The 24,138-nt window shown below is 62.9% G+C and carries 22 protein-coding genes and 1 pseudogene; 15 read left to right on the top strand and 8 right to left on the bottom strand.

The features are described 5' to 3' along the window. Nucleotides 1–9 precede the first annotated feature (9 nt). The 4 genes from CHB90_RS14225 to CHB90_RS14210 all read right to left on the bottom strand — a co-directional run bounded on the left by CHB90_RS14225 (nt 10) and on the right by CHB90_RS14210 (nt 2,638). Nucleotides 10–573: a NifU family protein gene (locus CHB90_RS14225; protein ID WP_089278539.1), complete on the bottom strand. Its 564-nt coding sequence runs from the start codon at nt 571–573 to the stop codon at nt 10–12. 134 nt (nt 574–707) lie between these two features. After that, the gene (locus CHB90_RS14220) at nt 708–1,163 is read right to left on the bottom strand and encodes a universal stress protein (protein WP_089278538.1); all 456 of its coding nucleotides are present in this window, start codon (nt 1,161–1,163) and stop codon (nt 708–710) included. 71 nt (nt 1,164–1,234) lie between these two features. Beyond that, on the bottom strand, nt 1,235–2,095 hold the full coding sequence (locus CHB90_RS14215; RefSeq protein ID WP_089278537.1) for a branched-chain amino acid aminotransferase: 861 nt from the start codon (nt 2,093–2,095) through the stop codon (nt 1,235–1,237). A gap of 63 nt (nt 2,096–2,158) precedes the next feature. Beyond that, nucleotides 2,159–2,638: a VOC family protein gene (locus tag CHB90_RS14210; protein WP_089278536.1), complete on the bottom strand. Its 480-nt coding sequence runs from the start codon at nt 2,636–2,638 to the stop codon at nt 2,159–2,161. A 248-nt stretch (nt 2,639–2,886) separates the two neighbouring features. Here CHB90_RS14210 and fdhF point away from each other — a divergent pair, with 248 nt between their 5' ends. The 3 genes from fdhF to CHB90_RS14195 all read left to right on the top strand — a co-directional run bounded on the left by fdhF (nt 2,887) and on the right by CHB90_RS14195 (nt 7,348). Then, entirely contained in the window at nt 2,887–5,670 is a 2,784-nt protein-coding gene (fdhF, locus tag CHB90_RS14205; protein ID WP_089278535.1) for a formate dehydrogenase subunit alpha, read from the top strand. Between the two features lie 194 nt (nt 5,671–5,864). Next, entirely contained in the window at nt 5,865–7,070 is a 1,206-nt protein-coding gene (locus tag CHB90_RS14200; protein ID WP_089278534.1) for a Zn-dependent hydrolase, read from the top strand. A gap of 89 nt (nt 7,071–7,159) precedes the next feature. After that, entirely contained in the window at nt 7,160–7,348 is a 189-nt protein-coding gene (locus CHB90_RS14195) for a hypothetical protein (protein WP_089278533.1), read from the top strand. 36 nt (nt 7,349–7,384) lie between these two features. Here CHB90_RS14195 and CHB90_RS14190 read toward each other — a convergent pair whose 3' ends face one another. Further along, on the bottom strand, nt 7,385–8,086 hold the full coding sequence (locus CHB90_RS14190; protein WP_089278532.1) for a response regulator transcription factor: 702 nt from the start codon (nt 8,084–8,086) through the stop codon (nt 7,385–7,387). 9 nt (nt 8,087–8,095) lie between these two features. Beyond that, nucleotides 8,096–10,003, bottom strand: coding sequence for a hybrid sensor histidine kinase/response regulator (locus tag CHB90_RS14185; RefSeq protein WP_089278531.1), 1,908 nt, complete (start codon nt 10,001–10,003; stop codon nt 8,096–8,098). Between the two features lie 313 nt (nt 10,004–10,316). Here CHB90_RS14185 and CHB90_RS14180 point away from each other — a divergent pair, with 313 nt between their 5' ends. The 9 genes from CHB90_RS14180 (at nt 10,317) to CHB90_RS14140 (ending at nt 18,769) form a co-directional block, all read left to right on the top strand. Beyond that, nucleotides 10,317–12,281, top strand: coding sequence for an AMP-binding protein (locus tag CHB90_RS14180; RefSeq protein ID WP_089278530.1), 1,965 nt, complete (start codon nt 10,317–10,319; stop codon nt 12,279–12,281). A gap of 190 nt (nt 12,282–12,471) precedes the next feature. Then, nucleotides 12,472–13,227, top strand: coding sequence for an ABC transporter ATP-binding protein (locus CHB90_RS14175; protein WP_245823254.1), 756 nt, complete (start codon nt 12,472–12,474; stop codon nt 13,225–13,227). 87 nt (nt 13,228–13,314) lie between these two features. Continuing rightward, complete coding sequence (locus tag CHB90_RS14170; protein WP_089278528.1) at nt 13,315–14,274, top strand: branched-chain amino acid ABC transporter permease; 960 nt, start codon at nt 13,315–13,317, stop codon at nt 14,272–14,274. A 91-nt stretch (nt 14,275–14,365) separates the two neighbouring features. Continuing rightward, on the top strand, nt 14,366–14,614 hold the full coding sequence (locus tag CHB90_RS14165; RefSeq protein ID WP_089278527.1) for a hypothetical protein: 249 nt from the start codon (nt 14,366–14,368) through the stop codon (nt 14,612–14,614). A 1-nt stretch (nt 14,615) separates the two neighbouring features. Beyond that, nucleotides 14,616–14,882 carry a hypothetical protein gene (locus CHB90_RS14160; protein WP_089278526.1) on the top strand — a complete coding sequence of 89 codons (267 nt, stop codon included), beginning with the start codon at nt 14,616–14,618 and terminating at the stop codon, nt 14,880–14,882. 107 nt (nt 14,883–14,989) lie between these two features. Continuing rightward, entirely contained in the window at nt 14,990–16,066 is a 1,077-nt protein-coding gene (locus tag CHB90_RS14155; protein WP_089278525.1) for a branched-chain amino acid ABC transporter permease, read from the top strand. 66 nt (nt 16,067–16,132) lie between these two features. Further along, nucleotides 16,133–17,425, top strand: coding sequence for an ABC transporter substrate-binding protein (locus CHB90_RS14150; RefSeq protein ID WP_089278524.1), 1,293 nt, complete (start codon nt 16,133–16,135; stop codon nt 17,423–17,425). A 107-nt stretch (nt 17,426–17,532) separates the two neighbouring features. Beyond that, nucleotides 17,533–18,357, top strand: a complete 825-nt coding sequence (locus CHB90_RS14145) for an ABC transporter ATP-binding protein (RefSeq protein WP_089278523.1) — start codon at nt 17,533–17,535, stop codon at nt 18,355–18,357. A gap of 28 nt (nt 18,358–18,385) precedes the next feature. Continuing rightward, nucleotides 18,386–18,769, top strand: a complete 384-nt coding sequence (locus CHB90_RS14140; RefSeq protein ID WP_089278522.1) for a cupin domain-containing protein — start codon at nt 18,386–18,388, stop codon at nt 18,767–18,769. 60 nt (nt 18,770–18,829) lie between these two features. Here the strand turns inward: CHB90_RS14140 and CHB90_RS14135 are convergent, their stop codons facing one another. Then, the gene (locus CHB90_RS14135; protein ID WP_089278521.1) at nt 18,830–19,687 is read right to left on the bottom strand and encodes a hypothetical protein; all 858 of its coding nucleotides are present in this window, start codon (nt 19,685–19,687) and stop codon (nt 18,830–18,832) included. Nucleotides 19,688–19,860: 173 nt separating this feature from the next. Between CHB90_RS14135 and CHB90_RS14130 the strand changes: the two genes are divergently transcribed. The 3 genes from CHB90_RS14130 (at nt 19,861) to CHB90_RS14120 (ending at nt 23,876) form a co-directional block, all read left to right on the top strand. Beyond that, nucleotides 19,861–21,033, top strand: a complete 1,173-nt coding sequence (locus tag CHB90_RS14130) for a phenylacetate--CoA ligase family protein (RefSeq protein WP_089278520.1) — start codon at nt 19,861–19,863, stop codon at nt 21,031–21,033. 161 nt (nt 21,034–21,194) lie between these two features. Then, the gene (locus CHB90_RS14125; RefSeq protein WP_089278519.1) at nt 21,195–22,877 is read left to right on the top strand and encodes a peptidoglycan-binding domain-containing protein; all 1,683 of its coding nucleotides are present in this window, start codon (nt 21,195–21,197) and stop codon (nt 22,875–22,877) included. 300 nt (nt 22,878–23,177) lie between these two features. After that, complete coding sequence (locus CHB90_RS14120; protein WP_245823250.1) at nt 23,178–23,876, top strand: CHASE domain-containing protein; 699 nt, start codon at nt 23,178–23,180, stop codon at nt 23,874–23,876. On the opposite strand, the pseudogene CHB90_RS14115 reads toward CHB90_RS14120, so the two are convergent. After that, nucleotides 23,857–24,138: pseudogene (locus tag CHB90_RS14115) on the bottom strand (IS5/IS1182 family transposase); the annotation flags it as partial. The gene CHB90_RS14120 and the pseudogene CHB90_RS14115 sit on opposite strands and share 20 nt — an antisense overlap.

The following is a 24,138-nucleotide window of genomic DNA, read 5'->3' as shown; positions in this document are numbered from 1 at the left end:
GGACACTGGTCAGACCGCGACGGGGCGGACCTCGGTCACTTCGGGGATGTAGTGACGCAGCAGGTTTTCGATGCCCATCTTGAGCGTCAGGGTCGACGACGGGCAGCCCGCGCAGGCCCCCTGCATGTGCAGGTAGACCACGCCACGGTCAAAGCCGTGGAACGTGATGTCGCCGCCATCCTGGGCCACTGCAGGACGCACGCGGCTGTCCAGCAGCTCCTTGATCTGGCCGACAACCTCTGAGTCCTCGCCATCATGTGCGGCATGGCCACCGGCCTGCGCCGCGCCATCCATCATGACCGGCTGACCGGACTGGAAATGTTCCATGATCGCGCCAAGGATCGCGGGTTTGAGATGGTCCCAATCCGACGCGTCGCTTTTGGTCACGGTGACAAAATCATTGCCAAAGAAGACGCCGGTGACGCCCTCGACCGCGAAAAGACGCTGCGCCAGCGGCGAGGCGGCGGCAGCCTCGGGCGCGGGGAAGTCCGCTGTCCCCATCTCCAGCACGGTCTGACCCGGCAGGAATTTCAGGGTGGCGGGGTTGGGCGTGGATTCGGTCTGAATGAACATCTTGGATCACCCTTTTCTGGATGGTTCCTATATGCGCCCCCAACGTCCGGGCGTCAAGGATTGGAACGATTCTAAACTGGGCGGAAAAGAGGGCTGCCCTGCGGGTCTGCGGATTTTTCAGGCGGCCGTTGCGGTCAGGTGATCGCCTCAAGTCGGTCCTTGGACAGGTCGCCGGGCACAATTGTCACGGGGATCGGCAAAGAGCCTGCGCTGCGCGTCATGTGGCTGACCAGCGGGCCGGGGCCTTTCTTGTCGACCGCAGCCCCCAGCACCAGCAAACCGATTTCGGGATCGTCCTGGACCTGGGCCAGGATTTCGCTGACCGGATCACCTTCGCGGATCACCAGTTCGGGGTCGACGCCCTGCTTGTCGCGCATCCATTTGGCGAAGACCTCGAAATGCGCATGGATCCGTTCGCGGGCCTCTTCGCGCATGATGTCGCCAACGCCGATCCAGTGGTTGAATTCATCCGGTGGAATGACGGCCAGGATCGCGACGCCACCGCCCGACTTGGCGGCGCGCATGGCGGCAAAGCGCATGGCGTTCAGGCATTCTCGGCTGTCGTCGAGGACGACAAGGAACTTGCGCATAGGGTCTCTCCTGAGCGGGATCGTGGCAGAGGGGCGCCCGCCTGTCCAGCGTGCAGGCCGCGGGCCGCGTGTCAGCCGCTGTGCGCCCAGTCCCAGTACATCTCACGCACGCGGCGGGTGACGGGGCCAACCTGATAGGATTTGTCCTCGAACCCGGTCACGGGGGTGACCTTGTTCATGTTGCCGGACATGAACACCTCATCGGCGGAATTGAAATCCTCAAAGCTCAGCACGGTTTCGCGCACCTCGACGCCGTCGGCGCGCAGGTTGGCGATGTGGCGCGCGCGGGTGATCCCCGACAGGAAGGTGCCGTTGGGCACCGGGGTCAGGACCACGCCATCGCGCACCATAAACACGTTGGCGGTGGCGGTTTCGGCGACATTGCCCAAGGCATCGGCCACAAGCGCGTTGGCAAAGCCGCGCGCGCGCACCTCGGCCAGCATTCGGGCGTTGTTGGCGTAGAGGCATCCGGCCTTGGCGTTGACGACAGAGCTTTCCAGCACCGGACGGCGGAACCGGGTGTGGCCCAATGTGGCGCTGGCGGTGTCCGGGGCCATCGGAATTTCCTCAAGACACAGGGCAAAGCCGGTCTTGTCGGGTTGCGGAACGATGGCGGTGGCATCGCCGTCAATGCCCCAGTACATCGGGCGGATGTAGACGGCGGCGTCCGGGGCGTAGGCCTTCAGCCCCTCCTGAACGATCTGCACCATTTCGCTGGCCTCGACGGTGGGGCGCAGCATCAGCGCCTCGGCAGAGCGGTTCACGCGGGCGCAATGGGCGTCCAGATCCGGCGTGACACCCTGCGCATAGCGCGCGCCGTCAAAGACCGAAGAGCCCAGCCAGGCACCGTGATCCCCGGCGCGCATGATCATCGCGTCGCCCTCATGCCATGTGCCGTTGAAATAGGTACGGATATTGGTGCCGGTCGCCATGGATTGCCCCTTTTGTAAATTCGGCGGCAGGCTAGGCGCGGCGGCGGCGAAGGTCCAGAGCCGTTAGGCCCCCTCCGCCAGCAGCGCCTTCAGGTCCAGCGGTGCGTTGATCATTTGCAGGGTGCCAGAGGCGTCGCGGGGCCACTCCTCGGGTGCGCGATCGCGGTAGATCTCTATGCCATTGCCGTCGGGGTCGGAGAAATAGATGGCCTCTGACACGCCATGATCGGCGGCGCCCTCGATCTCGACGCCTGCATCTATGGCGGTTCTGAGGGCCTGCGCCAGGGTGGCGCGGTCGGGATAGACAAAGGCGGTATGGTACAGGCCCGGCGCGCGCGGATCGGGACGCGGGCCGTTTTTGCTGTGCCAAGTGTTCAGGCCGATGTGGTGGTGATAGCCGCCCGCCGACAAAAACGCGGCCTGTGCGCCATAGGTTTGCGTCACCTCCAGCCCGATCACGTCACGGTAAAAGGTGATGGAGCGGTCAAGGTCGGTCACTTTCAGGTGAACGTGGCCAATGCGGGTGTCGGGATGTGCGGGCATCTGTTGTCTCCTTTGACCTGATAGATGGCGCATCGCAGCCGCCCCGATAAGCCCGAAGAAGCGAAGGGGATTGGTGCGCAGGCGCGCAGGTCCGTCTGTCCATCCCTGCGGACGCGCCGGGGTATTTCAGAGCGGCCCGTGTCAGATCGGAAACCGGGGGGCCGCAAAATCACGCGATCCTGTCGGGATTGACCGGCGAAACCCGGCCGTCCCATGCTTTAACCGAGCGCAGAAGACGGGAGACGCGCATGTCCGATACCATTCGATTCACGCTCGACGGCCAGGAGGTCGAAGCGCAGCAAGGCATGACGATCTGGGAGGTGGCCAACGGCCGCGGCCTGAAGATCCCGCATCTGTGTCACACGCCGCAAAAGGGCTATCGCCCCGACGGCAACTGCCGCGCCTGCATGGTCGAGATCGAGGGCGAGCGCGTTCTGGCGGCTTCTTGTATCCGCGAACCGTCCGAGGGGATGGTAGTGCAGACCGCCACCGTCCGCGCCGAAAACGCCCGCAAACTGGTGATGGAACTGCTGCTGGCGGACCAGCCGGACCGCGACGCGGCGCATGATAAATCCTCACATCTGTGGGACATGGCCGAGGCGAACGGTGTTTCAGAGTCGCGCTTTCCGACGCTGGAGGCAGAGCGCATCCCGCTGCTGGATGACAGCCATATCGCGATGAAGGTCAATCTGGATGCCTGTATCCAATGCGGGCTGTGCGTGCGCGCCTGCCGTGAGGTGCAGGTCAACGATGTGATCGGTATGGCCGGGCGCGGGCATGATGCCTACCCGGTGTTCGATCTGGATGATCCCATGGGCGCGTCGTCTTGCGTGGCCTGCGGCGAATGCGTGCAGGCCTGCCCGACCGGGGCCTTGATGCCCTCCACCGTGCTGAACGCGGCGCAGGTGGGCGACAGCAAGGATTTCGACGAAGAGGTGAAATCGGTCTGCCCGTTCTGCGGCGTTGGCTGTCAGGTGTCGGTCAAGGTCAAGGACGGCAAGGTCAAGAACGTCGAAGGCATCAATGGCCCGGCGAACGAAGGGCGGCTGTGCGTCAAGGGGCGGTTTGGCTTTGACTATATCCACCACCCGCACCGGCTGACGAAACCGTTGATCCGCCGTAGCGATGCGCCGGAGAAGGGGCTCAACGTCGATCCAAACAATCCGTGGACCCATTTCCGTGAGGCAACATGGGAAGAGGCGATGGAAAAGGCGGCGCACGGTCTGGGTGACCTGCGCAGCTACTACGGCGGCACCTCTGTCGCGGGATTTGGCTCCGCCAAATGCACCAACGAAGAGGCTTATCTGTTTCAGAAGTTCATCCGGCAGGGCTTTGGCCACAACAACGTCGACCACTGTACGCGGCTGTGCCATGCGTCGTCCGTGGCGGCCTTGATGGAAAACGTCGGTTCTGGCGCGGTCACCGCCAGCTTTAACGAGATCGAGAACGCCGATCTGGCCATCGTGATCGGCGCCAACCCGACCGAGAACCATCCGGTTGCCGCGACCTATTTCAAACAGTTCACCAAGCGCGGCGGCGAGCTGATCATCCTTGACCCGCGCGGCACCGCGATGAAGCGGCACGCCAAACACATGCTGCAATTCCGCCCCGGCACCGATGTGGCGCTGCTGAATGCAATCATGAACGTGATCGTCGAGGAAAAGCTGTACGACCGGCAGTATATCGAGGGCTTCACCGAGGGCTTTTTCGAGTTCCGCGATCATATCCGCGCCTTTACGCCGGAGCGGATGTCCGAACTGTGCGGCATCGACGCCGAGACGATAAAGACCGTGGCGCGCAGCTATGCGGCTGCGCAGCGGGCGATGATCTTTTGGGGAATGGGCGTCAGCCAGCACATCCACGGGACGGACAATTCGCGCTGCCTGATCTCACTGGCGCTGTTGTGTGGTCAGGTGGGGCGGTCGGGCACCGGGTTGCACCCGCTGCGTGGCCAGAACAACGTGCAGGGCGCGTCGGATGCCGGGCTGATCCCGCAGGTGATGCCTGATTACCAGTCGGTGACCGACCCGGAGGTGCGCGAGCTGTTCAAGCACATCTGGCGCGGCACCGAGATTCAGGCCGCCCCCGGTCTGACGGTGGTCGAGATCATGGACCGCGTTTATCGCGGTGAGATCAAAGGTATGTACATTCTGGGTGAGAACCCGGCAATGAGCGATCCGGATGTTGAACATGCCCGCAAGGCGCTGGCGCAGTTGGATCATCTGGTGGTGCAGGATATTTTCCTGACCGAAACGGCGAACTATGCCGATGTGATCCTGCCGGCCTCGGCGCTGCCGGAAAAGACCGGCACCGTGACCAATACCAACCGTCAGGTGCAGATGGTGCGCAAGGCGGTGAACCCGCCGGGCGAGGCACGCGAGGATTGGCAGATCATCGTTGATCTGGCGCGGCGCATCGGGCTGGACTGGGATTATGACGATCCGCGCGAAATCTTTGACGAGATGAAGATGTCGATGCGCAGCCTGCATCACATCACATGGAAGCGGCTGGAGACGGAATCCGCCGTCACCTATCCCTGCAACGGCCCGGACGATCCGGGGCAGGCGGTGGTGTTTGGCGATGGCTTTCCGCGTCGCGCCGGGCGGGCCAAGTTCACGCCCGCGCGGGTGACACCGCCCGCCGAGATGCCGGACGACAGCTTTCCGATGATCCTGACCACGGGGCGGCAGTTGGAGCATTGGCACACCGGGTCGATGACGCGGCGGGCCAGCGTGCTGGATGCGATGGAGCCGGAGGCGAACTGTTCCTTGCACCCGTCGACCCTGCGCAAACTGGGGGTGGAGCCGGGCGGCCATGTGCGTCTGACCACCCGGCGCGGATCGGTCGAGGTCATGGCGCGGGCGGACCGGGCGGTGGCGCCCGACATGGTGTTCCTGCCCTTCGCCTATGTCGAGGCGGCGGCCAATATCCTGACCAACCCGGCGCTGGACCCGTTCGGCAAGATCCCCGAATTCAAGTTTTCCGCCGTCCGGGTCGAAAAGGCGGATGTGGCGCCGGTCGCGGCGGAGTGATCCTGAGGGGCGCGCCCAAGGGCGCGCGCCGGGTGTCTCGGCTGTGGCCTGCGGCCTGCGCCTCGGGCCGTTTGTGGCAGGCGGGGTGATTTGGGCCTTTGTGACGGCTTGAAGTTTCGGGGCTGGATTGTGAGTATTTTTGCCAAGAAGACGTTGACGGGGTATGCCTGCGGCGACGTCTGTTGGAGGCTTGCATGACTATTCCCGTGAATCCGAACCGCTTTTTGAAAGATCTGCACGATCTGCGTCGCTTTGGCGCGTCGGGGGTGGGCAAAGGTGTGGTGCGCCCGGCCTATTCGGACGCGGATATTGCGGCGCGGGATTGGCTGGCCGAGCGCATGACGGCGGCCGGGTTGGAGGCGCGGATTGACCCGATGGGGTCGGTGTTTGGTCTGTGTGACGGGCCGTCTTTGTTGTTGGGGTCGCATTCGGACAGCCAGCCCGAGGGCGGTTGGCTGGATGGGGCGCTGGGGGTGATCGCGGCGCTGGAGGTGGCGCGGGCGGCGCATGAGGCGGGTGGTCCGCCGGTATCTTGCGTGTCGTTTCAGGATGAAGAGGGCCGGTTCGGCGTGACCACCGGCAGCGCGGCGTGGTCCGGGGCGCTGGCGCGGGACAAGCTGGACGGATTGGTCGATCCGCAGGGGGTGACCTTGCTGCAGGCGCGGGCCGCGATGGGGGATCGACTGGGCGATTGGCTGGACCCAGGGCGGTTTACCGGGTTTTTGGAGATGCATATCGAACAGGGGCCGGTGCTGGATACCTCGGGAGAGGCTGTCGGGGTGGTCGAGGCGATTGTTGGCATTCGAGATATGGTCATCAGTTTCGAGGGTCAGCAGAACCACGCGGGAACCACGCCAATGGCACTGCGCAAGGATGCGTTTCAGGCATTGTCCGCGTTCAACGCGCTGCTGAACGACCGGTTGAGGAACGTCGTGACCCCGGCGACGGTCTGGACCATTGGTCATGTGACCCTGCATCCCAACGCGCATTCCATCGTGCCGGGCAAGGTGAAGTTTTCCATGCAGTGGCGGGATGGAGATGCCGGGCGGTTGGACCGGATGGAGGTGGTCATTCGCGAGACGGCGCAAGAGGTGGCGGCGGCGCGCGGACTGGAGGTGAGTGCCGGGCCGATGTTGGGCATTGCCCCTGTGGCGATGGATGCGGGGTTCCGCGCTGCCTTGGCCGAGGCCGCAGAGGCAGAGGTGCCGGGGCGGTGGCGGGCTATGCCGTCGGGTGCGTTGCATGATGCGTCCAACATGGCGCGGATGATGCCTGCGGCGATGCTGTTTGTGCCGTCGATCAACGGGATCAGCCATGATTTCGCCGAGGACACGGATGAGACGGATCTGGTGACCGGGTTGAAGGTGTTGGCCGGAGCGGTGTCACGGATATTGGAATGAGCGGTGGCGCGGAGTGGTCCGGGGGTGGTAAATTCCACCGTTCCCTCAATGCCGGGGCTGGTTTAGGCTGCCTGTAAGGAGGCACGCACATGGACCCTGTATCACTTGTTTTCTATGCTGGCGTCTGCGGGTTGTTGGGCCTTGCCGGTCCCAGTCTTGGCACGGCCCCGATCCGATTGGCGATCGGCGCGGTTGTGGGCGTGGTCGCCGTTTCGATCCTGCCCTTTGTGCATCAGATGCTGGGCGTTGGCGCTGAATATACCTTTGCTGGACCGTGAGGGCGCGTGCGGGACGATGCGGTCACCAGTGGCCGTTCAGCCCCAGTTGACGTCGCCCAGAAAAATATAGCCTGCGCCGTAGATCGTCTTGATCAGGCGCGGGTTCCTGGGGTCTTCGCGCAGTTTTGTGCGCAGGCGTGAGATGCGCACATCCATCGCCCGGTCAAAGCTCTCGCCCGCAGCACCTCCAAGGCTTTCCTGCATGAAGGCGCGGGTGATCAGGCGCTTGGGGCTGTCGAGGAAGAGGCGCAGCACCTCGCCCTCGGCATGGCTGAAGGCCGTCTCTGCCCCGGTGTCGTCCTCCAGCATGTAGCGGTCGAAATGCGCGGTCCAGCCGTTGAAACGCGCGGTGTCCGAGGACGTGGCGGCGCGGGCGCGGCCGCGCAGGCGGGCGCGGATGCGGGCGACCACCTCTGCCGGATCAAAGGGTTTGATGATGTAGTCATCGGCCCCCAGTTCCAGCCCGGTCACCCGGTCCTGCACCTGTGCGCGGCCCGAAATGATGATCACCGTCGCGCCCTGTTCCAGCGCAAGGCGGTGGACCAGCGTCAGCCCGTCGCGGTCCGGCAGGCCCAGATCGACGAGGCAGACATCGGGGGTGGCGCGGCGCAGCGCGGCCTCGAATTCCGTCGCGCGGCCAAAGGAGAGCGTGCGAAACCCGGCCTCTGCCAGCGCCTCTGCCAGCATCTCGCGGATGGCGGGCTCGTCGTCGAGGATGGTGACAAGGGGTGCGGTCATGCGCCGGGGTTAGCCGAATTGCGCGGCCGCCGGAAGGGGCGGCAGACCGAGGAACGCGGCGAGGTCCGGCGCGGCAAAGGGTTTGGTCAGGACGGGACCGCGCTGGCGGGCCTGTTCATGCAGCGGGTGATCGACATGCAGCGAGGTCATGAAGCGGATCGGCAGATGCGGCAGCCGGTCGCCAAGGGCAAGGCCGGGTGTTTCGCCCTCCAGCGTGATGTCGCTGAGGATCAGGGCGATGTCGGGCAGTCCTTCGGCGAGGGCGCAGGCCTCATCGACCGAGACTGCCTCGACCACCGAAAACCCCATCGAGGTCAGCATCTCGCGGATGGTTTCGCGCAGGTCGGCGCTGTCCTCGGCCAGCAGGACAAGGCCGGTGTCGGGCAGAGGCGCGGGCATGGCGCGGCGCAGCGGCAGCCGCAGAGAGACGCGCGCGCCGGTGGAGGTATTGGCAAGGCGCATGGTGCCGCCCGCCAGTTTGGTCATGTCGTAGACCATGGCCAGCCCAAGACCCGACCCTTCGCCGCCCTTGGTGGTAAAGAACGGTTCGGGTCCGTGTTCCAGCGCTGCGTCGGAAAACCCCGGGCCGCTGTCCTCGACGGCGATGTCCAGCCAGGTGTCCTGCACCTCGGCGGTGGTGACGCGGATGGTGCCAGTGGTGCCACAGGCGTCGCGGGCGTTCAGGATCAGGTTCAGCAGCGCGTCCTGCAACAGCCCGGCGTCGGCCATGACGGGGCCTTGGGTGGCGTCATCAATGGTCATGGTGACTCCGTCGGGCAAAGAGGGCGTGGCGAGGGTGCGCAGCTCGTCCAGAAACGCGGGCAGGGACAGCGGTGCAGGCCGCCAGCCGCGCGCGCTGGTCATGTCGGCGATGCGATCCAGCAGCCGCCCGCCGCGTTGCGCCGCCGACAGCGTGGCAGAGATCAGCGGTTCCGCCTCTGGTCCAAGGCTCATGCGGTGCAGTTTCGATTGCATGCCTAGGATGATGGTCAGCAGATTGGAAAAGTCATGCGCAAGGCCGGAGGTCAGTTGCGCGGCAATCTCGCGGCGGCGGGTTTGTTGCAGCGCGGCGCGGGCCTGGGTTTCCTGCGTCACATCCTGGCTGAGGATATAGACACCCGGGTCCAGCGGATCGGGGGTAAAGGCGGCGCGGATGCGGCGCGAGGACATTTCATCGTGAAATTCGAAGGCCGAAGGCCGCCCTTCTTGAGCCGCTTCCAGATGGGGGCGCACGCGGGCATAGGCCTGCGGGCCAAGGGTCTCGGCGATGTGCAGCCCCAGGATCAACGCGGGCCGACCGGGCATCACGTCGCTCAGGCGATTGTTGGAAAAGGTATAGCGGCCCCCGGCATCGACGCGGGCAATATGGGCGGGCATCATCTCGGTGGTTGTGCGAGTGCGCGCCTCTGTCTCGGCCAGCACGCGGCGCGCCTCTTCCAACGCCTTGTTGGTGGCGGCAAGGCGGCGGTTGGTCAGGGCCAGTTCCTCGGACCGTTTCAGCACCTCTTCGCTCAGCAGTTCCGACCGGGTGCGCAACAGCTGTTCCTGCGCCTTGGTGTCGGTGATGTCGGTGTAGACGGTGACCCAGCCGCCCTCTGGCAATGGCGCGCCTTCGACGCTGATCATGCGGCCATTGGCGCGGCGGCGTTCCATGTAATGCGGTTCGAACGCGCGGGCGATTTCGACCCTTGTGCGAACGAATGTCTCCAGATCGTCGACGGGGCCGTATTCGCCCCGCTCGGCAAGGTGGTGGATGGTGTCCTCAAAGGTGGCGCCGGGGGTGGTCAGGCGCTGCGGCAGGTCGAACATCTGCGCAAAGGGCGCGTTGCAGACCGCAAGGCGCAGGTCGCTGTCGTAGATCGTCAAGGCCTGACCGATGAGGTTGAGCCCGGCCTGGGTGAGGGTGGGCGTGCTCATGGGTGTTTCGCGGGCTGAGTCTTGGTGGTCGGGCAGATGTGCATGGCCGTCTCCTCTGAGCGGCAGCCTAACGGAGGCGACAGGGCGGGGGAAAGAGGGAGGGACCAAAGAGAGGGGCCAATGCCATGGGCCACGATATGTGGGTGCATGTGTTACAATTCGTAAGGATTCGGAAAAGCTCAGGAAAAAGTTGACCGCGAGGCTGAGCCTTGCCCAAATGGGAGCAGAATCGCGGCGAACAGCGGTCGGCCCGGATGTGTTGGGCAAATGGGATGTCGGGGGACCGGCATGGGGAGGAAGAGACTTGGCACATATGGCTGAGGGCGTAGAGGGTCTGCGCTCTGTTCCGGCACTGTTGCACCGCAATGCCACCCAATTCGGCTCGGCTCCCGCGTACCGGGAAAAGGAATACGGGATCTGGCAAAGCTGGACCTGGGCCGAAACCGAACAGGAAATTGAGGCGCTGGCGCTGGGCCTGCTGAACCTTGGCGTGAACGAGGGCGATTTCATCGCCGTGATCGGGCGCAACCGGCCCACGCTGTACTGGTCGATGGTCGCCGCGCAAAGCGTGGGCGCGATCCCCGTTCCGCTGTATCAGGACGCCGTTGCCGAAGAGATGGAATATGTGCTGGACCATTGCGGTGCGCGCTTTGCCATCGTCGCGGATCAGGAGCAGGCCGACAAGGTGATCGAGGTGCAGGACGATCTGCACCAGTTCGAACACCTGATCTATGTCGATCCCCGCGGGATGCGGAAATATGACCACGCGCACCTGCACGAATACAGCCATGTGCAGGAACAGGGCCGCGCGGCGCGTGACGAATTCATCAATGAACTGACGCGCCGACGTGACAAGCTGGGCTACGATGATACCTGCGTCATGCTGTACACCAGCGGCACAACCGGCAAGCCCAAGGGCGTTGTGCTGTCCAACCGCAATATCGTCGAGACGGCAAGGAATACCTCCGACTTTGACCACCTGCGCGAAGATGATGAGATTCTGGCCTATTTGCCAATGGCTTGGGTTGGGGACTTCATTTTCTCGATCGGGCAGGCCTATTGGACCGGATTCTGCGTGAACTGTCCGGAATCCGCTGAGACGATGATGACCGACCTTAAGGAAATCGCGCCAAGCTACTACTTTGCGCCGCCACGGGTGTTCGAGACGCAGCTGACCAGCATCACCATCCGGATGGAAGATGCGGGAAAGCTGAAGCAACGGATGTTCCATTACTTCATGGGCCATGCCCGCAAGGTGGGGCCGAACATTCTGGACGGGGAAAGCGTGGGTCTGGTCGACCGGATCAAGTACAAGCTGGGCGAACTGATGGTTTACGGCCCGCTGAAAAACGCGCTTGGATTTTCCAAGGTGCGGGTGGGCTATACGGCGGGTGAGGCGATCGGGCCGGAGATCTTTGATTTCTACCGCTCGCTGGGGATCAACCTGAAACAGCTTTATGGTCAGACAGAGGCCAGCGTGTTCATCACCCAGCAGCCGGACGGGCAAGTGCGGTCCGATACCGTTGGCGTGCCGTCACCGGGGGTCGAGATCAAGATCGCCGAGAATGGCGAGGTGTTCTACCGCTCTCCCGGGACGTTTGTGGAATATTACAAGAACGCGGAAAGCACGGCCGACACCAAGGACGCTGAAGGTTGGGTTGCCACCGGCGACGCGGGGTTTTTCGAAGAGGGCACGGGGCATCTGCGGATCATCGACCGGGCCAAGGACGTGGGGCAGATGGCGGATGGCGCGTTGTTTGCGCCGAAATACGTCGAGAACAAGCTGAAGTTCTATCCCAACATCCTTGAGGCCGTGGTCTTTGGCGCGGGGCGCGACCGCTGTACCGCCTTTATCAACATCGACCTGACGGCGGTGGGCAACTGGGCGGAACGCAACAACATCGCCTATGCCAGCTATCAGGAACTGGCACAGCACCCGCGCGTGCTGGAAATGGTTCAGGGCCACGTCGAAGAGGTCAACGTCAGCGTGGCGCAGGACGATATGCTGTCGGGCTGCCAGGTGCACAGGTTCCTGATCCTGCACAAGGAACTGGACGCCGACGACGGCGAGATGACGCGCACCCGCAAGGTGCGGCGCAAGATCATCGGCGAGAAATTCGCTGATCTTGTGAGGGCTTTGTACGACGGATCGGACGAGATCTATACCGAGACCGAAGTCACCTATGAGGACGGGCGCAAGGGCAAGATCAAGGCGACGCTGCAAATCCGCGACGCCAAGGTGGTGCCGGTGGTGCCCGCAAAGGTCGCGGCGGAATGAGGGTCGGACGCTCCTGCGCCTGCGACGCATATCGCCCCGCCCACCATCCCGCAGCGCGTTTCAGTTCGGAACGCGTGGTTGTGGTGGGGGCCGACATGAGTATTTGGACCAAGAAGAAGCTGGGGGACGTCGCGTGAAAGACTCGCAAGGATACGTCACCGCGGACGGGCGCCAGATTGGCGGCGTCCTGATGGAGATGAAGAACATTACTCTGAAGTTCGGGGGGGTTACGGCGATTTCCGACATTTCCTTTGATGTTCGCGAGGGGGAAATTCGGGCGATCATCGGCCCCAACGGCGCGGGCAAGTCGTCGATGCTGAACGTCATCAGCGGCTTCTACACGCCGACCGTGGGCGAGGTCTGGTACAAAGGCGCGAAACGTCCCCCCATGAAGCCCTATGAGGTGGCGCGCATGGGCGTGGCGCGGACGTTCCAGAACATCGCCTTGTTCGAGGGCATGTCCGTGCTGGACAACGTCATGACCGGGCGCTTGACGCATATGAACGCCTCTATTCCGGCGCAAGCGCTGTGGTGGGGACCGGCCCGGGCCGAAGAGATGGAAAACCGGGAGAAGGTCGAGAAAGTCATTGATTTTCTTGAGATTCAGGCGATCCGCAAGACCCCCGTCGGGCGTCTGCCCTACGGGCTGAAAAAGCGGGTGGAACTGGCGCGCGCGCTGGCGGCGGAGCCGTCGATCCTGCTGCTGGATGAGCCGATGGCGGGGATGAACGTCGAGGAGAAAGAGGACATGAGCCGCTTTATCCTGGATGTGAACGACGAATTCGGCACCACGATCTGCCTGATCGAACACGACATGGGCGTGGTCATGGACCTGTCCGACCGGGTTGTCGTGATGGATTACGGCAAGAAGATCGGTGACGGAACACCCGATGAGGTGCGTGGCAATCAGGACGTGATCGACGCCTATCTGGGGGTGCCACACTGATGGACAATCACGCTGCACCAAACATGCACACGGCATGCACAACCCATGCGCATCACGCGCGCGGCATGAACTGAGGGGCGGGGCACCATGGACCTACTGAATCAAATCTTTATCGCACCTTTTGTCGACATGGTCGCCGCACCAGATTTCCTGTTGCAGGTGCTTTGGGAGGGGCTGGTGTCGGGCGTGCTGTATGCGCTGATTGCGCTGGGCTTTGTGCTGATCTACCGCTCCAGCCGCATCTTCAACTTTGCGCAGGGCATCATGGTGGTGTTCGCCGCGCTGACGCTGGTGGGGCTGCACGCGATGGGAATCCCGGCGTGGATCTCGGTGATACTGACGCTGGGCGTGATGTTTGTCCTGGCAGTGAGTATCGAGCGGATCGTGTTGCGCCCCTTGGTGGGGCAGCCAGATATCATCCTGTTCATGGCCACGATCGGCATCACGCTGTTCCTGATCGGCTTGGGAGAGATCATCTTTGGCGGTGAGAACAAGCAGATGATTTCCGCCGAACTGGGCATTCCGACCGGCGACACGGTGCTGGAGCCTTGGGGCGGTCTGCTGATCCTGCAACACCTCGACATCACGGTGGTCGGTGTGGCGGTGGTGCTGGTGGGCGCGCTGCTGGCCTTCCTGAACTACACCCAGATGGGTCGGGCGATCCGGGCGCTGGGCGATGATCATCAGGCGGCCCTGTCGGTCGGGATCTCGCTTCAGACGATTTGGGTGCTGGTCTGGTTCATTGCGGGCATCATTGCGCTGGTCACGGGCATTGCTTGGGGCGCGCGGGCGGGTGTCAGCTTTGCCCTTGAGGTGATCGCCTACAAGGCGCTGCCGGTGCTGATGCTGGGCGGGTTGGAGTCGATCACCGGGGCGATCATCGGCGGGTTGATGATCGGCCTGTCGGAAAAGCTGTTTGAGATCTACTGGGGCCAGCCGATCCTTGGCGGCAATACGGAAACATGGTTTGCCTTTGTGTTGGCGCTGATCGTGCTGCTGTTCCGGCCGCAGGGACTGTTCGGGGAACGCATCATCGAAAGGGTGTAGGGCGACGCGGGGCGCGTCGCCACACCAACAGCGGCGGGGACCGCCGCGCTGTGACAGCCTTGAGCGGCTGTCTAACGAGGAACGAAACGTTATGTCCAAACTGATTGCCATACTGAACGTCGTCGCCTGGTCCGGCTTTTGGGCCTTTGGTTATCTGGCGCTGACCGCCAACCCCGAGGCAGAGGGCCGTATGACCATTGCCCTGCTGCTGGCGGCGGCGGGCGGAGCGCTGGGCATGTGGGCGTATTTCTGGCTGGTGCGGCATTCGGAGCGGACAGGCTACGCCAAACCGACAAGGAGCCGACCCCGGTTCGAGGCCGATGAAAGTTTGGAGAGCTGAGATGGCCAGACCCCGTGGCAAGGACACGACTTCGCGGCGTGCCGAACGCAGCGATCCTGAGGTTGCCGATCTGGCGCGCGGGGCCAACGGCCTGGGAGAGCCCGCCGACCCGCAGGACATCGCGCAGGGGCTGCTGAAGGCCCAGATGGAGGCGATGAACACGATGATGACGGCCTCTGTCGACATGACGACGGCGACGCTGAAGGCGATGGCGCAGATGTGGGGGGTCGGCGCCCCCGGACGGCGTGACGGGGACAAGGACCGCTGAGGCGGCGCTGCTGAATTCCTTTCCAAAGGCGGCCCGACCGGCCACCACGGGGAGAGCGACGACACGAGCCGCGCATTGAACGCGGATGAAGGTAAAGGGAGGGGCGGATGCTCTATCGCACCGCAGGACAGTACAAGACGAGTTACGAGGCCGATCAGGCGCTGTTTCCGGTCCGGCAGGATGCCGTGCTGCTGGGCATCATCCTGCTGTTTGTCTGGGTGATCTTTCCGTTGACGGCGAGCGAGTTCACCTTTCAGACGCTGCTGATCCCGATCCTGATCTATTCGCTGGCGGCGCTGGGCCTGAACATCCTGACGGGATACGCCGGGCAGCTGTCGCTGGGCACCGCCGCCTTCATGGGGGTCGGGGCCTATGCCTGCTACAAGATGATCACGATCATGCCGTGGATGAACCCGATTGTGGCGATCCTGCTGTCGGGCTTTTTCAGCGCCGGTGTGGGTGTGATGTTTGGCATCCCCAGCCTGCGGATCAAGGGGTTCTACCTGGCGATTGCGACGCTGGCGGCGCAGTTCTTTCTGGTCTGGCTGTTCGAGAAATGGGCCTGGCTGTACAATTACAACGCCTCGGGCGCGATCCAGGTGCCGAACCTGGATATCTTTGGCCTGTATGTGTCCGGTCCACAGGCGGATTCGATTGTGCAATACTATGTGGTGCTGTTCATCGTCAGTCTGCTGACCTGGCTGTGCATCAACCTGACACGCGGCACGCTGGGCCGGACGTGGAAAGCGACGCGCGACATGGACATCGCGGCGGAACTGATCGGCATCAACCTGATGCGGTCCAAGCTGACGGCCTTTGCCATCTCATCCTATGTGGTGGGCGTGGCGGGCGCGCTGTTCGTGTTCATGTGGCGCGGTGCGGCGGAACCGAACCTGTTCGACATCCCGCTGTCGTTCCGCATCCTGTTCATTGCGATCATCGGCGGCCTCGGGTCGATCATGGGCAACTATCTGGGCGCGATCCTGATCGTCGGCCTGCCGGTGGTGCTGAACCTGCTGCCCGAAACGCTGGGCATTCCGATCTCTTCCTCGATGGTAGAGCATCTGAACATCATGATCGTTGGCTCTTTGATCGTGTTCTTCTTGATCGTCGAGCCGCACGGGCTGGCGCAACTCTGGCGTCTGCTGCGTGAGAAACTGATCCTCTGGCCGTTCCCCTACTAAGGGGGAGGTCCAACAACAAAAGACCAAGACAGACAGTGACATGAGACATTCCAAGGGAGGAAAGACATGAAACATTTCACCAAACTGGCCTTTGCCGGCGTTCTGGCGGCGCTGACCGCAGGCGCGGCGCAGGCGCAGGAACTGTATACCCCGAACCTTGCCTATCGGACCGGGCCGTTTGCCGCGACCGGCATCCCGCTGATGAACGGTCAGGCCGACTATATGGCGATGCTGAACGCCCGCGATGGCGGCATCGGCGGCGTTATGGTCAACGCCGAAGAGTGCGAGACCGGCTATTCCACCGAAAAGGGCGTGGAATGCTATGAAAAGACCAAGGGCAAGGCGATTGTCACGCAGCCCTGGTCGACCGGCATCACCCTTCAGGTGCTGCCCAAGACCAACGTCGACATGATCCCGATCCTTGCGTCCGGCTATGGCTTTAGCCCGATGATGGACGGCAAGGTGTTCCAGTGGGCCTACAACACGCCTGCCGGATACTGGGACGCCGCCGACATGATCATCCAGTATCTCGAAGGCATGGAGTCGCTGGACGGCAAGACCATCGCGTTCCTGCATCTGGATCACCCGTTCGGCAAGGAACCCCTGCCGGTGCTTGAGGCGCTGGCCGAGGAAAAGGGCTTTACCCTCAACCCAATCCCGGTTGGTCTGAAGGAAATGCAGAACCAGTCGGCACAGTGGTTGCAGATCCGCCGGATGCGTCCCGACTATGTCGTGATGTGGGGCTGGGGCGCGATGAACGCCGGGGCCATCACCGAAGCGGTCAAGACCAAGTTCCCGATGGAGAACATGCTGGGTGTCTGGTGGTCCGGACATGACGCGGACCTGGCCATCGTCGGCGAGGCGGGCAAAGGCTACAAGTCGATCAGCTGGTCCTTCCCGAACCTGGACGCGCCGGTCATGGCGGATATCCAGAAGCATGTGATCGACGCAGGGTTGTCCAAGACCGATGAGACAGAGATGAAAGGCGTGTTCTATTCGCGCGGCATCATCATTTCGGCTATTCTCGCCGAAGGCATCCGCGTTGCTCAGGCGGAATACGGTGTTGCCGAGATCAACGCCGAGCAACTGCGCTGGGGGCTGGAAAACATCAACATGACCGAGGCCCGGATCGACGAACTGGGCCTGACCGGCATGGTGCCGCCCTTTGCGACTTCGTGTTCGAACCACACCGGCCATTCGGGTGGCTGGATGCTGGAATGGGACGGTGAAAAGTTCGTCAAGGTCAGCGACCACCTGACGGCCAATGTCGCGGCCTATACCGAGCTGGCACAGAAAAACGCCAAGGATTACGCCGACGCCAATGCGCCTTGGCCGGTGGCCGAAGGCTGCGAAGGCTGATCTGAAATCCTCCCCGGCGGCGCGTGTGCCGCCGGGGAGATCTGAGTATTTTCACCAAGAAGAAGCTGCAGGGGCCACGAACCGCCCCGGGGTGTGAGGACAAACCGATGCTGGATGCGGCGCGAACGGATGAGACGCTTCTTGAGGTCAACAACGTCGAGGTGATCTACAACCACGTCATCCTTGTGCTGAAAGGCGTGAGCCTGAACGTCAAGAAGGGCGGGATCACTGCCTTGCTGGGCGGGAACGGCGCGGGCAAGACGACCACGTTGAAGGCGATTTCCAACCTGCTGCACTCTGAGCGGGGTGAGGTCACCAAAGGGTCGATCATCTACAAAGGTGAGGTGGTGCAGGATCTGGAACCTGCGGCACTGGTCAAGCGCGGCGTGATCCAGGTGATGGAAGGTCGCCACTGTTTCGAACACCTGACCGTCGAGGAAAACCTGCGGACCGGCGCCTATACGCGCCGCGACGGCAAGGGTGCCGTCGAGGCGGATCTGGAGATGGTCTATAATTACTTTCCCCGGCTGAAAGAGCGGCGCAGGTCGCAGGCCGGCTATACCTCTGGCGGCGAGCAGCAGATGACGGCGATCGGCCGCGCGCTGATGAGCCGCCCTGAAACGGTGCTGCTGGATGAGCCGTCGATGGGGCTGGCGCCGCAACTGGTGGAACAGATCTTTGAGATCGTGAAATCGGTAAACGAGAACGAAGGCGTCTCTTTCCTGTTGGCTGAACAGAACACCAACGTCGCGCTGCGCTATGCGCACAGCGGGTACATTCTGGAGAATGGCCGGGTGGTGATGGAAGGCCCTGCCAAGGAGTTGCGGGAAAACCCGGACGTCAAGGAATTCTACCTCGGCATGTCTGACGAAGGGCGGAAATCCTTTCGCGATGTGCGCTCTTATCGCCGCCGCAAGCGGTGGCTGGCCTGAAAAATCCATATTTGAAAGGAATGACGTGATGTTTCGTTTTGCCGTTGCTTGTGTGGCCCTTTTGGCCGCCGCCCCCGCGTTTGCCAGTGATCTGGTCCTGCGTGACATTCTTCAGGAACAGCCCCTGTCTGATGCGCCCGACATGAAAGTGATGATTACGCGGGTGACGGTGAAACCGGGCGGCGCTGTGGTCGAGCATATACATCCGGGCGATGAACACGCGGTGGTGTTGCGCGGCGGAACCGTTCTGCTGACCGATGGGCAGGAGGCCGAGTATGCCGAAGGCGACGTGCTGTTTTTCTCTGCCGGTGAGATGCATGGCGGGCTGCGCAATATCGGCGGCACAGAGATTGTCCTGCTGACCACCCATGTGGTCAACGTGCTGGAACCCTTTCGCTGGCCTGCGGAGTGACGCAATGCCAGGTGTGCGGGTGGAACGGAAGAAACGGGCGCAGGGCAGGGTATGTGGCGCTCAGCCCGCCGTGGCGGTGACGCCCTTGCCTGCCGTGGCCGGGTAATCATGCTCCGTCCGCATCTCTTCGATCCGCGCCAATGCCTCGTCTCGGGTATTGCGGATGTTGGGGCGGAAGTCCTGGCTTTGTGCGCGCAGACGGATGTCGGCCTCGGTTTCCGAGCCGGGGGCGTAGCGCACCGACCCCAAGGAATGCGCGAGGTTCAGCGTCTTGCCCCGATGCGCGTATTGCACCCAGGCGGCGGGCAGGATCTGCGTGCCCTCGTAGTTGATGAGAAAGAACCACTTGTCACGCCCAGAGGCGGCGATGCGGGCCTCGATATGGTCGTAGAAATCATTGACGTCGCGCGAATGGTGGAAAGTGAACCAGGAGAAATCCGCCTCCATGATGCGGGTGTCTTCGTCAAAGGTGAGGCGGTGGAAAAAGTCGGTCTCGACATAATTGGGGTCATGCTGGACCCGGGCGCGGCGGCGCGAGGGCATCTGGCCGATTCTCACCAATGCGTCGGCGCGGCAGGTCAGCAGGTTGGGATCAAACGCCTCTGTCAGGGCGGCGCGTTCGATCTGGGCGGCGGTCTCGGGCGAGGCATCAAACCGGACCGAACCCATGGAATGCGCCAGGTTCAGTGCGCGGCCCCGGCGCGCGTAGGCGACCCAGGCGCTGCTGTCGATCCGCGTGCCGTTGAGGTTGATGAGAAAGAACCACAGCTCCTCACCAGTCTTGGCAATGCGGTCCTCGATCCGGTCATAGACGCGGTTGACGGTTTCCGAAGTGTCAAAGGTGAAGTCGGAGAAATCCACCTCCATCACCTGCCGGTCGTCGTCGAACAAGATGCGGTCGTTGAAATCACGGGCCATCGCCGGGCCTCCTCTCCCATTGATGCCTCACGGTTTAGGGCAGGTTGCAGTGGCGTGCCTTGTTTCAGATCAACGCCCCCGATGTCGCGGCGGACGCGACTGTGGGGCCGACAGACAAACAGGCTAGGACCGGCAATGGGGCCGGGTGGCGTAGAATTCCGAAGGAGAGCTTGATGAGCACCTATTTCGACGCGCTGGAAACACGCAGCCGGGACGCGCGTGCGGCGGCGCACCTGGAGGCGTTGAACGCGCAACTGGCCAAATACGGCATCGACCGGCTGGAAACACTGGCCGGGTTGGCGGAGCTGCCGGTGTTGCGCAAGTCCGACCTGGTGGTGAAACAGGCCGCCGAGCCGCCGTTTGGCGGGCTGCCGGTGTCGAACATCGCGCATGTGTTCCAGAGCCCGGGACCGATCTATGAGCCGGGTGGTATCAGCCATGACTGGTGGCGGATGGGCCGTTTCCTGAACGCAGCCGGGATTGGACCGGGCGACATCGTGCAGAACTGTTTTGGCTATCATCTGACACCGGCGGGCATGATCTTTGAATCCGGCGCGCGGGCTGTCGGGGCCGTGGTGCTGCCCGCAGGCACCGGCCAGACCGAATTGCAGGCGCGCGCGGCGCATGACATCGGCGTCACCGCCTATGCCGGGACGCCGGATTACCTGAAGCTGATCCTTGAAAAGGCGGACGCGTTGGGTCTGTCGTTGGGGATTACGCGTGCGGCGGTTGGCGGCGGGGCGCTGTTTCCATCGCTACGGCAGTATTATGCGGATCGCGGCATCCAGTGTTTGCAATGCTACGCCACTGCCGATCTGGGCAACGTTGCCTATGAGAGTCCGGCGATGGAGGGCATGATCCTGGATGAGCATGTCATTGTCGAGATCGTCACCCCCGGCACCGGCGATCCAGTGCCCGAGGGCGAGGTGGGAGAGGTGGTTGTGACCTCGCTCAACCCCGATTACCCGCTGATCCGCTTTGCCACCGGTGACCTGAGCGCCTTGCTGACAGGGGAAAGCCCCTGTGGGCGGACCAATGCGCGTATCAAGGGCTGGATGGGTCGCGCCGACCAGACGACCAAGATCAAGGGGATGTTTGTGCGCCCCGAACAGGTCGCCCAACTGGTGGCAAAGCATGCCGAGATCGCGCGGGCGCGTGTCGTTGCCACCCGCGAAGGCGAGATGGACATGATGACGGTGCGAATCGAGACCGATAGCGGCGATGCCGCCGCCTTTGAGGGCAGCGTGGCAGAGGTGCTGAAGCTGAAAGGCAAGGTCGAGCTGGTGCCGCCGGGTGCGCTGCCGCGTGACGGGCTGGTGATCGAGGATCAGCGCACTTACGACTGAAATCGCGCAAGCCCTTGCCACACCGGCGGAAAGCCGCGCGTGGCAGGGACCTGGCGCCGCTGGCTGGGCGGAACACCGCCATTTTCCCCGCACGCGCCGCTTGCCCTGTCATGGCGGCGCGATAGGCTTTGTCCCAAAGCAGACGACGGGGAGGAAAGCTCATGCGGAATGTGGCATTGGCCATGGCGGGCGCGGTTCTGGGCGCCACGGGTGCGCTGGCAAACGGCGATGCATTGGTGATCGGCAACAGCCAATATACCGCCGTCCAGACACTGTTCGGCGCGCAGCGGGTCGCGCAGGCGGCCAGTGCGCTGAACGCTAAGGGGTTTGACGTCACGCTGGCGCAGGATGCGGGCGCGTCGGACATGCGCAAGGCCTTTGGCGAATTTGCCGAAATGCTGGACGATGACGGTGGTCCGGTGGTGATCCTGCTGTCGGGGGCCTTTGTGCACAGCGTCGGCGGCAGCTATCTGCTGCCGGTGACCGGGAATGGCCGGATCGACGAGGCGGATGTGCTGATCCAGGGCTTTCCTCTGGATGCGGCGCTGGCGGTGCTGTCGGCCTATCAGGGGCGGGCGTTCCTTGTGCTGGGGGAAACTGGCGCAGAGCCGGATCTGAACCTGTTCCTGACCGCCGGACTGGGAGAATTGGACATCCCGCAGGGAGTGACAGTGATTCGCGGTCCGGCGATGGATGTGGCCCGCTATGCGGCGCGCGACATGGCCCGGACCGCGCGTTTTGTGCGGCGCGCCGCCATCGAATACGAATTGCAGATTGAGGGGTACGCCCCGCAGGGACAGGTGATCGTACGCGAAGGCGACGTCAGTCCGCCGCGCGGTGCCATCGACCCGCCGCTGCCTGATCCCTTTGCCAATCGGGCGGCCGACGATGTGGCCTGGCGGCTGGCGCAAGAGGCCGATTCGGCTGAAGGCTACAAAACCTACCTCGACGGCTTTTCCGAAGGCGCGCATGTGAACGCGGCCCGGCAGCGACTGTCGGCGCTGAATGCCGAGCCGTTCTACCGTGAGCGTCGCGCCGAAGAGGATCTGGACCTTGACCGTGATGCCCGCAGGGCCATCCAGCGCGACCTGACCATCCTGGGCCATGACACCCGCGGCATCGACGGCGTGTTTGGCAATGGCACGAGGGGCGCGGTCCGTCGCTGGCAGGAAGAGACGGGGCTGAAGGTCAGCAGTTATCTTGACCGTGACCAGATCGCGCGGTTGCAGGCGCAGGCTGCGCGCCGCGCCGCAGAACTGGAAGAAGAGGAAAAGCGCCAGCAGGCTGAACGGGCACGGCAAGAGCGCGCCTTGTGGCGGCGCGTCCGGGATCGGGGCGATGAGGCGGGGTTCCGCGAGTACCTCCAGACATACCCCGAAGGGCAGTTTGTCGACGAGGCGCGCGCGGTGCTGAAGGCGATCGACAAACAGCGCGCGGATCAGGCAGTGGGCCAGGATCGGCGTGACTGGAACAAGGCGACCCAAGCCAATTCGGTAGCCGCGTATAACGCCTATTTGCGCGACTGGCCCAACGGCGCCTTCCGTGAAGAGGCCAAGCAGCAGATCGCACAGTTGCAGTTTGACGCAGAACGGGTGCGCAATTCGGTTCAGGCCCGCAACGAAGAGCAGGCGATGAACCTGAATTTCGTGGCCCGCCAACTGACCGAACGACGGCTGGATCAATTGGGCATGAAGCCGGGTAAGGTTGACGGGCAGTTTGATGAAAACACCCGCGCGGCGCTGCGCCGTTTTCAGGATGCGCGCGGCCTGCGGGTGTCTGGCTATCTGGATGAACAGACCATGGTGCGCCTGCTGGCTGGCGGCATCATGGGCATCGACCGATAAACTGCCGGATCGCGGTGTGGCTTGCCGCCTCACGCGGTGGGTGCGCGGTGCATCGGACACAAGGCTGCGGGTTGCTGCCCGCGGCCCTGGGTTGATGCCGGGAACCGATGGGATGACGCCGTAAGAGCCCGCCTTGGGAACCCGACGGGCATTCCAGGAAAATTCCTGATAAATATACGCGGATTTTCACTCAAGATTTGAATAGGCCGCGGAGCCGGATTTCACGCGGTATTAAGCTGCTTCCCAGCAATATGTTTCACCAAGTCGTTGCAGTAGTTTCACGGTGAAGGAGTGCTTGCGGTGAAGTCACTTGAATCCCGCAGTCCCGGGATCACATCCTTGCACGTCCTTATCGTGGCCTTGTCGCTTGCCATGACTGTCGGCGCTTGGGTCTATTCCAAGAACCAGGTGGACCTGCAAATAGAGAACAGGTTTCTGGCCGCCAAGGACCGCACCATCGGCCTGATCGTCGATCGCATGTCCCGATACGAAGACGCGCTTTGGTCCGGTGTGGCCCATATCGATGCCAAGGGCGGCAAGACATCCCATGCCGAGTGGAAGACGTTCGCCGGTTCGTTGAACCTGGAAAAAAAATACCCCGGCGTGAACGGGATTGGCGTCATCTATTACGTCGATGGGAAAAATCTTGCGGATTTTCAGACCCTCAGGGATGCCGAAAGGCGCGATTTTTCGGTTTTTCCGCAACATGAACAGGACTTCATGCTGCCGATCACTTTCATCGAGCCCGAAGATATCAACGCCGCAGCCATTGGCCTTGATGTGGCGCACGAGACGAATCGTCGAACTGGTCTTTTGGCAAGCCGTGACACGGGAACAGCGCAGATCACTGGCCCGATTTTCCTTGTGCAAGACAGCGGACATACAGCGGGATTTCTGTTTTACACGCCATTTTATGACGGAGAGAGGCTTTGTTGCGCAAAGTCGGTAACGTCCGGAGTTCCCCTTTCCCCGGACGCAATTATCCCACAGGCTCTGTGACGGGTATGCCGAGCGCGGTGTAGCCGTTGAGCACGGCGGCGCGGATCTGAAGTTCGGCGACCTGACGATCGAAGTCGCGCGCCATGAGGCTCTGCCCCAGCAGCTTCACGCAATGCATCTTCGTCTCGGCGCGGCTTCGTCGGTGGTATCCGCTCCATTTTCTCCAGATGGCGCGGCCAAGGTATTTCGAAGCGCGCAGCGCCTCGTTCCGAGCGATAGCCCCTGCAGTCGATGGCTTCCACGGCTTGGCATTCTTGCGCGG

The sequence above is a fragment of the Antarctobacter heliothermus genome (genome assembly GCF_900188425.1).
GTDB classification, from domain to species: Bacteria; Pseudomonadota; Alphaproteobacteria; order Rhodobacterales; family Rhodobacteraceae; genus Antarctobacter; species Antarctobacter heliothermus.
Note: the sequence above shows the minus strand (reverse complement) of the source record. Positions and strands in the feature narration are given on the sequence as shown.

Bases quoted from the DNA above. Each gene is read 5' to 3' on its own strand.
- CHB90_RS14175 (WP_245823254.1), top strand. From the start codon at position 12,472: ATGGAGATGAAGAACATTACTCTGAAGTTCGGGGGGGTTACGGCGATT.
- CHB90_RS14130 (WP_089278520.1), top strand. From the start codon at position 19,861: ATGAGCACCTATTTCGACGCGCTGGAAACACGCAGCCGGGACGCGCGT.
- CHB90_RS14180 (WP_089278530.1), top strand. From the start codon at position 10,317: ATGGCTGAGGGCGTAGAGGGTCTGCGCTCTGTTCCGGCACTGTTGCAC.
- CHB90_RS14195 (WP_089278533.1), top strand. From the start codon at position 7,160: ATGGACCCTGTATCACTTGTTTTCTATGCTGGCGTCTGCGGGTTGTTG.
- CHB90_RS14200 (WP_089278534.1), top strand. From the start codon at position 5,865: ATGACTATTCCCGTGAATCCGAACCGCTTTTTGAAAGATCTGCACGAT.
- CHB90_RS14145 (WP_089278523.1), top strand. From the start codon at position 17,533: ATGCTGGATGCGGCGCGAACGGATGAGACGCTTCTTGAGGTCAACAAC.
- CHB90_RS14125 (WP_089278519.1), top strand. From the start codon at position 21,195: ATGCGGAATGTGGCATTGGCCATGGCGGGCGCGGTTCTGGGCGCCACG.
- CHB90_RS14170 (WP_089278528.1), top strand. From the start codon at position 13,315: ATGGACCTACTGAATCAAATCTTTATCGCACCTTTTGTCGACATGGTC.
- CHB90_RS14185 (WP_089278531.1), bottom strand. From the start codon at position 10,003: ATGAGCACGCCCACCCTCACCCAGGCCGGGCTCAACCTCATCGGTCAG.
- CHB90_RS14150 (WP_089278524.1), top strand. From the start codon at position 16,133: ATGAAACATTTCACCAAACTGGCCTTTGCCGGCGTTCTGGCGGCGCTG.
- CHB90_RS14155 (WP_089278525.1), top strand. From the start codon at position 14,990: ATGCTCTATCGCACCGCAGGACAGTACAAGACGAGTTACGAGGCCGAT.
- CHB90_RS14215 (WP_089278537.1), bottom strand. From the start codon at position 2,095: ATGGCGACCGGCACCAATATCCGTACCTATTTCAACGGCACATGGCAT.
- CHB90_RS14135 (WP_089278521.1), bottom strand. From the start codon at position 19,687: ATGGCCCGTGATTTCAACGACCGCATCTTGTTCGACGACGACCGGCAG.
- CHB90_RS14210 (WP_089278536.1), bottom strand. From the start codon at position 2,638: ATGCCCGCACATCCCGACACCCGCATTGGCCACGTTCACCTGAAAGTG.
- CHB90_RS14220 (WP_089278538.1), bottom strand. From the start codon at position 1,163: ATGCGCAAGTTCCTTGTCGTCCTCGACGACAGCCGAGAATGCCTGAAC.
- CHB90_RS14165 (WP_089278527.1), top strand. From the start codon at position 14,366: ATGTCCAAACTGATTGCCATACTGAACGTCGTCGCCTGGTCCGGCTTT.
- CHB90_RS14140 (WP_089278522.1), top strand. From the start codon at position 18,386: ATGTTTCGTTTTGCCGTTGCTTGTGTGGCCCTTTTGGCCGCCGCCCCC.
- CHB90_RS14190 (WP_089278532.1), bottom strand. From the start codon at position 8,086: ATGACCGCACCCCTTGTCACCATCCTCGACGACGAGCCCGCCATCCGC.
- CHB90_RS14225 (WP_089278539.1), bottom strand. From the start codon at position 573: ATGTTCATTCAGACCGAATCCACGCCCAACCCCGCCACCCTGAAATTC.
- CHB90_RS14160 (WP_089278526.1), top strand. From the start codon at position 14,616: ATGGCCAGACCCCGTGGCAAGGACACGACTTCGCGGCGTGCCGAACGC.
- fdhF (WP_089278535.1), top strand. From the start codon at position 2,887: ATGTCCGATACCATTCGATTCACGCTCGACGGCCAGGAGGTCGAAGCG.